We start from the raw sequence: 6,444 nt of genomic DNA on the forward strand, positions 1-6,444 counted from the left end.
CGCCAAATCATGCTTATATAACATCTTTAGTACAATCATAATATTCCGAATATACTTTGTTAAAATTATCTACTAGATCATAAAATTCTACAATTTCAGATTTTTTCATTAAATTGTGAAATAACTTTACATCATCTTTTTTACCTATTATTGTTTTGCCTCTTATTATTCTCTCATTACTGCATGTAAAAAATAGTCTTTGTTTAGCTCTAGACACCGCAACAAAAAAATTACATAATTCCTCATCAAAGTTATTTTTTATTCCCCAAAATGCTGAATTTTCAACTCCTAATACTATTACTGTATTAAATTCTAATCCTTTAGATTTGTGTATTGACATTATGGATATAGTATCTTCTCCAATAAATTTTTCTATAGATTTTCCCATATCTTTAGTTGTATCATAATTTTCCCAAAATAAATTTATAAAGCTGTTTATAGTATTATCCATATATTTTCCTTTTTTGTATTGTGGATACAGCGCCTTTAAAGAGGCTACTCCTAAATATGCTACTATACTATTAATTAATTTTTTAAATTCATCTTTATTTATATTCTTAGATACTAATTTATTAATTTTCTTTAAATATGTATATATATCCCTTTCTAAAGACTTAAGTTTTTCCTCTTTCGTATAGGAATTGTAGCCACTAATTTTTTTTAATAATTTCACTATAAATGTCCAATCATCAGGATTAGATTTATCTATAGATAATTTTAAAATAGATAAAACTATTTTAACTAAATCTTCCCTTAATAAATTTTGATAATCATTTTCTACTCGTGAATCTATATTTAACTCTGATAACTTACCAATTAACTTATTACAGTACTCTACAGGTAAATTTCTTGTAAGTATACATATTTCGTTTTTATCTACTAGCTCCTCTTTAATTAATAATTCTATTTTTTTGGATAAAAATATTGCTTCATCATCTTCATTATTAAAATACCATTCCTGACAAATGCCTTGTAATTCTTTACTTATATTATCTGATCTTATATTTAATTTATCTTTTATCATTTCTTCAATAATTATATTTTGAAATTTAATTAATTCAGGTACTGATCTATGATTTACTAATAAAGTACTTTCATTTGAAGAAAAATCCTTTTTAAATTTTTGAAATATTTCAGGTACTGCACCTGCCCATTTCATTATTGTTTGTTTTTTATCTCCTACTGCAGTAATGATTGTACTTGTATTTTGAAAACAAGTTTTTATAGTATTATATTGTTCTACATTAGTATCTTGAAATTCATCTAAAAACACATGTGAATATGTTAATTGTAATAATTTTTTTATCATTGGATTTAATTTTATAATGTATTCAACCAATCTTGAAGCCATCTTAAAAGAAATTTGCGATTCATCTCCATCATGCAATAAAATATTCCATACCCTTTTAGCTGGTTCTTCATAATTTGAATCATTAACAGGTAACCTATTTTCAGTTAAATAAAAATTTGTACAAAATTTTCTTTTTGGTATTGATAATTTTTTTAAATCGTATCCAGCAGACTCATAGGCATTAATTATTATTTTATTATCAATAATTATATTATAATCATCAGAAGGTTTATAAATACTAGGCACTAAGTTAAAAAACCTACTTAATAAATATGTAAAAAATGAGTCGTATGTACTAGAGACAAATCTATTTGATAATTCATGCCCACACCTAATATCTACACGATTCTTAAGATTATCAGATGCATCTCTTTTAAAAGTTAAAGCTAAAATTTTTCTAGGAAATGTGCATTTATTAGTCTGTAATAAAAACGATGCTTTTTGAGATAGTAGTTCTGTTTTTCCAGCTCCAGGTCCTGCAGAAACTAAACAATTTTTATTACATTTTATAATTTTCATTTCTTCGCTTTCATCACTATAAATAATATTATCTGCTGGTTTCCATTCAGAAGCTCTTATAATTTTATTCATTTACAACATCTCCTATATATTTAGCTGTTTTTTTATAGACTGACATAGATTTACAAATACATCAGGTAAATTATTCTTAAATTTATCTTTACTAATTAAAGTAACAGCTAATCTATGTATCAATGGTTTACCTCTTCCCAAAAAGAAATAATTATACCAAACCATCAACTCTCTTGATTCTTCCGAATAACAAATTCCTTTTTTATTTTTATCTTTTAAGGCATAGCCAACTGCATCCTTGACTTTTTCTTTATATTCTTCTTTCTCTAAATCCTCTTTTTTAAGATCAAGTATCTTTTTATTTTTACTATTAATTTTAACTACAGGTCCTTGTCCATCTCTTAAGGTTTGTATATATTCATGTTTAAACTCATTTATCATTAAAAAGTCTATATCTAATGGTGAACTAAAAAATACATTATACTTTTCTAGAAATTTTGCACAAGAAAATAAAATTTCTCTATCTGTTTCACTTTCTATAGGCCAAGTGTGCATATTTTCTAATTCCACATCGGTTAGTACTTTATCAGCTCTAATTTTTGATAATTCTTTTTTATCATATCCATTCTCTATCAACTGTTTAATAACATATTTTATTCTTCCCCATCCACCACCTTCTCTTTCTAAATCTAAATCCAGTAAAGTTACATATGGTATTTTCAATTGCTCTAGCAACTTCCAAAAATAATTTACATGTCGTCCACCCAACGGTACAATTGCAATTTCATTGGTATTTATTTCAATATCTACAGTATCTAAAACTTTAGGCAATATAACTTCTTCACTATCCCCTTCACCCAAAACAACCAAACTTGAAAAATATATTTCCGGATATGCCCTAACACCTTCTTTTACATATTTATAAGCAATATCTGTTTCTGGAGGTAACACTATTTTATTTACTACAGTACACAATTCATCTTTACAATTTCTAAAATGTCTTATTTCCTCAGGTTCAACTCTTTTTACAATAGCTGGAGTATGAGATGATAAAATAATCTGACAATTGCTATTATTAGATGTATCTCTTAAATTACTCATTACTTTTCCTAATAAATGTGGTGCAATATGATTTTCTGGTTCTTCAACAGCAATTATAGTTAAACAAGGTGGTTCAAAGCTAAATATCCTATCATCAACACATTTTTCAGGATTAGTTATAATTTCTTTTAAGGTTTCATATTCAGCCTTTAATAGAGAACCAACTAATGTAAAATAAAATAAAGATCTTAATCCATCACCTAAATCATCTACTTTATAGCTATTTCCTGTTTCTGTGGGAGAAAATTTGACATCAATTTTACTTAGAATACTTTCTATATCACTGCTATTATATTCTAAACTCAATTCATTATATCTAGTATCATTATCATACTTTAACCATTGTTCTGCCATAATAGATTTTAATTCTGATATACCTTCTTGTTTTCCTATCTCCTCATTTACTTTATCAAGTTTATCATTTATATTAGATTTAAACGCATCATTTATATTAATTCCATTAAATAATCTCCATAAAATAGTACCTGCAACATTTTTTAATTGTATATGAGGATCTCTAATAGCTGGAACATAAATTACTTTTATCAATGATAATTTTAATTTATCAATTGGTTTTTTGTCTTCAGCTTTTATTTTTTTCCCTTCTGGAACGGTAATAAAATATACTTCTGAATCAATAATTCCTTCAGGTTGATTACTTTTATGCCACTTGGCATCTAATCTGATCCGTATATATGGACATGATTCTTTATCTTCTATAATAAAATTCTCAAAATATGGCGGCACAGTATATTTCTCTATTCCATTATCTTTTTTAACTTCATTAAATTCAAATACAGTTTCTATTGAAAAGTCATTTTCTGTTATTGAATTTGGATCTTGATTAAATGGTACATTAAAATCTGACCTTTTTATTTCTCTTTCAGCATTGGATTCTCCAAATAACTTTAATATGGCATTAAAAAAAGTAGTTTTTCCACTGCTATTGGCACCTATAATTACTGTAAAATTCTCTGTGTCTATTATTTTTTCATGGTGAAATGATCTAAAATTTTTAATTTTAACTTTTTTTAATCTCATAATTATTCTCCTAAATAAAACTTATTATAACAATTTATATCAATATATGTTAAATAAAGTAAATATATACATATTATATCATAAATAAACATATTTTAAGGATTTCATTAGAGTAAAATTAATTGATTACTTAAGTTCATTAATAAGATTAATTATAGGACAGCAGCTTTCTAATAAGGCAACTGCATCTATTTGGAATAGGCTTACTAATTCATTAAAAGAAATAACCCCAAAGGCTACTATAACTTGTGATGAAAATATCTTAAGAGAATTTGGTATTTATAAACTTGATAAATCACTCAAATCATCATATTTTATCCTGCTTACAGTGCAAATCTATTTCACATCCCTTTTCAATTCTGACTTCATAATGTATTATAGCTTAAAACCTTATATTTTTTATTGCTTTTACTGCTATAAATTACAACAATGCTTTCAAATAAAATATTATAATGTCTATATATTGACCTAACAAGATAAATATGATAGATTATGTTAATATATTTTTAGAAAGGAAGTGATAGAATATCGCGAAAATTGGATGTACAAGGCCTAAGAAAATGGAAAAAAGCTGAAAAAGTTAAAAGTAGGAGGGAAAAAGAAAAAAGGAAAATCAGAGAAGCTTTTTCTAATACTTCCACTGTTGAGGTTATCCCTGCTAAAACTGAAGAAATGAAAGAAAAAATGAGGCGAACTAGGGTAGCTGCATATTGTAGAGTTAGTACATATGAGGATGCACAAGCTGGAAGTTTTGAACTTCAGGTTCAGTATTTTAAAGAAACGATTGAAAAAAATCCGAATTATGAATTAGTGAAAATCTATGCTGATGAAGGAGTTTCTGGTACATCCATGAAAAAGAGAGTTAAGTTCCAAGAAATGATTCAAGATTGTCGTTTGGGAAAAATAGATTTGATTCTCACAAAGAGTGTAAGTAGATTTGCAAGGAATACCCGGGATTGTTTAGAAATAATACGTGAACTAAAAGCTTTAAACCCACCAGTCGGAGTTTATTTTGAAGCCGAAAACTTAAATACAATAGAAAGTAAAAATGAATTTACTCTTGGAGTTATGAGTCTAGTAGCACAGGGAGAATCAGAACAAAAAAGTGCATCTATTATTTGGTCAGTAATAGAACGTTTCAAAAGGGGAATACCTATAATTTCTACTCATAATCTTTTGGGTTATGACAAAGACAGATACGGAAAAATGGTTATTGACGAAGAGGAAGCGGAGGTAATCCGCTATATTTACGGCTGTTATAAGGATGGACAATCTGTACGCGAAATAGCAGAAAATTTAACAGAGCAGCATATACCAACTGTCAATGGTGGAACAGTGTGGAGTAGCAGTACCATCAGAAATATTCTTAAAAATGAAAAATATTGCGGTGATGTCTTGATGCAAAAAACATTTACAGTAGATTGCTTTTCTCATAAAGTTGTGAAAAACAAAGGACAAAAACCACAATATCGGCTGCGCGACCACCATCCACCTATAATTCCAAGAGAAGAATGGAATAACATACAAAAATTATTATTGAAACCTAGACATAAATCAAAAATCAAAGGAAAACGTTTAGTAAAGAAGATTATCGTTACAAAAATAAAATCTGGAAAACTTAAAGGTTTTGTAGTAATTAATCCAAAATGGAATGATAAAGAAATTGACCAATTTTTTAAATTTATGAATAAAAACATATGAAAGGATGATAGATTATGTTTAAAGATTTTAGTCAATTTAATTTTGAAGTAATTGATATTACAGTTAGAGGTGATCTAGAAATGGTCATCAATAAGAATGGAATATTTTTTTCATCTCAAGTGCTTGATAACCTTGAAAGTCCTGATTTTGTAAAACCTTTACTTGATATAAAGAATAAGGCATTTGCTGTACAGGCATGTAAAAATGAAACTGAATGTACAATGAAATTTAGTAATTCCAAATCTAAGGGCAATGGAAGTTATACTTCAACATGTACAGCTATTCGAAAGACTTTAAGAAGGTTAATGGAAAATTGGAAGGATAATGCAAGATATAAAATTCCAGGAGTATTTTTTCAGGAGTATAAGGCTGTTGTATTTGATTTAACAAAAGCAATTGAGCTATCTCCAGCGGCAAGCAGACATAAAAAAGTATTAAAATAGTAAATATATTAGAATAATTCATTTTCCAATAACATAAAAAAATTTTTACTGTTGTTTTTCATAAAAACATACATAATATTATTCATAAGAGATACGCCCTTATTTTATATTTTTATTTTGACTGCTTAATATATTATCAAAAGTTGAATCGACCCTTGTCAAGTAAATAGGTGAAATAACTAAAAATATACAATATGATGCGCTTTGTTTCTGCTTGTTTAATTCTAGTTCTGATATTAGCATAAATAGGATATGGTGCTAGTATAAAAATGTAGA

At 27.0% G+C, this 6,444-nt stretch carries 4 protein-coding genes; 2 read left to right on the plus strand and 2 right to left on the minus strand.

Translation table 11 applies throughout. The features are described 5' to 3' along the window. Nucleotides 1-13: 13 nt before the first annotated feature. Both KM800_RS12735 and KM800_RS12740 read right to left on the minus strand, forming a co-directional pair. Nucleotides 14-1,942 carry a UvrD-helicase domain-containing protein gene (locus KM800_RS12735; RefSeq protein ID WP_217813428.1) on the minus strand — a complete coding sequence of 643 codons (1,929 nt, stop codon included), beginning with the start codon at nt 1,940-1,942 and terminating at the stop codon, nt 14-16. 12 nt (nt 1,943-1,954) lie between these two features. After that, entirely contained in the window at nt 1,955-4,024 is a 2,070-nt protein-coding gene (locus KM800_RS12740; RefSeq protein WP_217813429.1) for an AAA family ATPase, read from the minus strand. Nucleotides 4,025-4,561: 537 nt separating this feature from the next. On the opposite strand from KM800_RS12740, the gene KM800_RS12745 reads away from it, so the two are divergent. After that, a complete protein-coding gene (locus tag KM800_RS12745; protein WP_217813430.1) occupies nt 4,562-5,725 on the plus strand; it encodes a recombinase family protein in 1,164 nt (387 codons plus the stop codon). Nucleotides 5,726-5,739: 14 nt separating this feature from the next. Continuing rightward, entirely contained in the window at nt 5,740-6,168 is a 429-nt protein-coding gene (locus KM800_RS12750) for a hypothetical protein (protein WP_217813431.1), read from the plus strand. The last annotated feature ends 276 nt before the right edge of the window (nt 6,169-6,444 follow it).

The organism is Clostridium tyrobutyricum, assembly GCF_019144085.1.
In the GTDB taxonomy this organism is placed as follows: domain Bacteria; phylum Bacillota; class Clostridia; order Clostridiales; family Clostridiaceae; genus Clostridium_B; species Clostridium_B tyrobutyricum_A.